The organism is Citrobacter sp. TBCS-14, from assembly GCF_005280805.1.
GTDB classification, from domain to species: Bacteria; Pseudomonadota; Gammaproteobacteria; order Enterobacterales; family Enterobacteriaceae; genus Citrobacter; species Citrobacter gillenii.
Map to the genome: position 1 here is coordinate 1 of NZ_SZWM01000798.1, position 451 is coordinate 451.

The 451-nt window shown below is 55.3% G+C and carries 1 protein-coding gene; it reads right to left on the reverse strand.

All coding sequences use genetic code 11. The features are described 5' to 3' along the window. The coding region (locus tag FDX22_RS21385) for a citrate/2-methylcitrate synthase (RefSeq protein ID WP_304571798.1) at nucleotides 1-451 on the reverse strand (451 nt) is incomplete at both ends.

The window sequence follows — 451 nt, forward strand, 5'->3', positions numbered from 1 at the left end:
TTCGCACGGCGTGGAGAACATCATGTTCAGGAAGTTACCGGCGTAGGAGAGGTCGTTACGCGGGTATACGAACGGCTGTCCGATGGAGTATTTGTAGCACATCGCGGCCATGGTCGGCATTTTGGACAGCAGACGGAAAGCGGCAATTTCACGATGGCGCGGATTATTCACGTCCAGAGAATCGTGGTAGAACGCAGCCAGCGCCCCGGTGACACCGCACATCACGGCCATCGGGTGGGAGTCGCGGCGGAAACCGTGGAACAGACGGGTGATCTGCTCGTGGATCATGGTATGGCGAGTGACCGTGGTTTTGAACTCGTCGTACTCTTCCTGCGTCGGTTTTTCACNTGACGGTTTTTCACCGTATAGCAGGATATAACACACTTCCAGATAGTTGGACTCGGTCGCCAACTGGTCAATCGGGAAGCCGCGATGCAGCAAAATACCTTCG